This window comes from Methyloceanibacter marginalis, assembly GCF_001723295.1.
Classification (GTDB): domain Bacteria; phylum Pseudomonadota; class Alphaproteobacteria; order Rhizobiales; family Methyloligellaceae; genus Methyloceanibacter; species Methyloceanibacter marginalis.
The window spans coordinates 1-2,176 of record NZ_LPWD01000239.1; the positions used below are offsets into that span (position 1 = coordinate 1).

A 2,176-nucleotide genomic window follows, 5' to 3' on the forward strand; every position below is an offset into this window, starting at 1 on the left:
GTGGAGGCGGGCATCGCCGCCGGCAAGCCGCCGGTGATCTTGTCGGTGCACAGCTTCACCCAAGCTTGGAAAGGCGTTCCCCGGCCCTGGTCGGCGGCGGTGCTGTGGGACAAGGACCCGAGGCTGCCGCTTCCGTTGCTGAAGGCTCTGCACACCATTCCCGGTGCTGAGATCGGCGACAACGTGCCGTACTCGGGCCAGCTCAAGGGCGATACGCTTTACCGGCACGCCACCTTGCGCGGACTTGCCCACGCCTTGGTCGAGGTGCGTCAGGATCTGATCTTGGCGGCGGAGGGGCAGGCGGAATGGGGCGCGCATCTGGCCCGTGTGCTCAACGATGTGCTGCGCGCCGCACCCGGCTTGCACCGCATCGAACATCACGGCTCCAACACGGGCGCCTGCTGCGGAAAGGATCACGACCATGGATGAGACGACGAGAACCGAGATCGAGGCCGCCGCTTTTCGCCGGCTGGTCGAGCACTTGCGGGAGCGGACCGACGTCCAGAATATCGACCTGATGAACCTCGCCGGCTTCTGCCGCAACTGCCTGTCGACCTGGTACCTGGAGGCTGCGGACGAACGCGGCGTGCCGCTGACCAAGGATGCGGCACGGGAGATCGTCTACGGCATGCCATATGCGGACTGGAAGGCGAAATACCAGACCGAGCAGTCCTGAGCGGGCCCCTGATAAGTGTAGAAATATCAAATTATTACCAGCCCGGGCATCGCGCGCACGCGGGCCGAGCCGCGGCCTTTGGATAACCGGGAAAAGCCTCGCGGACGCCTTGCTGCGGTCCGCGATTCGGGCTCAAGCTCGGCCTTCATTGAACCATCACAAACGCCCGAGGGACCCAACGTGCAGCTTCAGACATCAGCCAAAGATCAACTTCGTGCCTTCGTGTCTCGTATCGAGCGGCTGGAGGAAGAGAAAGCAGCGCTCTCCGCGGATTTGCGCGAGGTCTATGCGGAGGCCAAGGGCACCGGCTTCGACGTCAAGGCGCTGCGCAAGGTCATCAGTCTGCGCAAGCTGGACGAGAACAAGCGGCGGGAAGAGGACGCGGTCCTCACCACGTACCTCCATGCGCTCGGCATGGACACCGACGCGGCGGAGTCAGAGGCGGCATAATCCTTGGACGTGAACCCGCCAGGCTTCGACTTTATCGACGTTGCTTGGCGGCTCTGTGCTGCCGTGGCGGTCGGCATGCTGCTCGGTCTCAACCGGGATCTCTCCAACAAGCCTATTGGCATGCGGACCTTGGGGCTCGTGTCGCTCGGCGCGGCGATCGTGTCGGTGTCCACGGTCCATTTCCAGAACTTGATCGATCATCCCGACGCGCTCAGCCGCGTGGTTCAGGGAATCATCCAGGGCGTCATGGCGGGCATCGGCTTTATCGGCGCCGGCGTAATCTTGCGCGACACCAAGGAGAAGACCGTCAAGGGCCTTACCACCGCCGCGACCGTCTGGGTGACGGCCGCGCTCGGGATCGCCTGCGGCCTGGCCGCCTGGCAGATCGTTGTCCTGTCGGTGGTTCTTTCGGTGTTTCTGCTTGTGGGCGTGGCCTGGATCGAGGCGCCTTCGACAAGGACGAGGGCGGATACAGCTAGAGGCTAGCGGGTGCTCTGCGCCAGGCGGGTCCGGCCCGGTCTGTCCATCTCGGCGTAGAGGCTTTTGACAGCGCCGCCGGAGAATTTCTGGACGCTGGCGAGGCCGCGATAGCCGGAGCTGCGGCGGAACTGGAAGGCCGTCGGGCTGTCCATCTCATTGAACAGATAGTCGATATCGCCCTGTTGGGGATGGCTCAGCGTTGCGATCTCCGCGTTGCGGGCGACGGACGTGTCGGTCATCAGGCTCGCCGTTTCGAACGGCACGTAGCTGAGCTCGTCCGGGTGATCGTCGTCGACCTCGGGCGCGCCAACAACCGCGGCGTTCTCATAGGTCGGAATCTGAGGCTGGCTCGGCTTGGGGCCCAGGGGCGGCTGCGACCAAGGCAGACCGCCGCCGGCGCTGGCATAGGCGAAACGCGGGGCCGCGGCCGATGCGGCCTCCAGGTCGGCGCCGGCGGCGCGAGCGCATCGGGGCAGGCTGGTCCGGCGTGTAAGACGCGAGGGTCGGCTGCGGCACTTCCGTGGCAAGCGCCAGACGCGGCTTCGGCGTCGGCAGGGGCGCCACGCTCGG

5 protein-coding genes are annotated in these 2,176 nt (G+C 65.5%); 4 read left to right on the forward strand and 1 reads right to left on the reverse strand.

The features are described from left to right. From AUC71_RS09330 to AUC71_RS09345, 4 genes are all read left to right on the forward strand, one after another. Positions 1-429 (forward strand): N-formylglutamate amidohydrolase (locus AUC71_RS09330; protein WP_193427031.1); only part of this gene is annotated, 429 nt, incomplete at its 5' end. Continuing rightward, a complete protein-coding gene (locus AUC71_RS09335) occupies positions 422-676 on the forward strand; it encodes a DUF1244 domain-containing protein (RefSeq protein WP_069624048.1) in 255 nt (84 codons plus the stop codon). The genes AUC71_RS09330 and AUC71_RS09335, both read left to right, overlap by 8 nt. A gap of 180 nt (positions 677-856) precedes the next feature. Further along, positions 857-1,126, forward strand: coding sequence for a DUF2312 domain-containing protein (locus tag AUC71_RS09340; RefSeq protein WP_069624050.1), 270 nt, complete (start codon positions 857-859; stop codon positions 1,124-1,126). 9 nt (positions 1,127-1,135) lie between these two features. Further along, entirely contained in the window at positions 1,136-1,612 is a 477-nt protein-coding gene (locus tag AUC71_RS09345) for an MgtC/SapB family protein (protein ID WP_342021831.1), read from the forward strand. On the opposite strand, the gene AUC71_RS09350 is transcribed toward AUC71_RS09345, so the two are convergent. Further along, positions 1,609-2,176, reverse strand: a 568-nt coding sequence (locus AUC71_RS09350; protein ID WP_204376691.1) for a hypothetical protein, incomplete at its 5' end; no start/stop codon positions are given. The two genes, AUC71_RS09345 and AUC71_RS09350, sit on opposite strands and share 4 nt — an antisense overlap.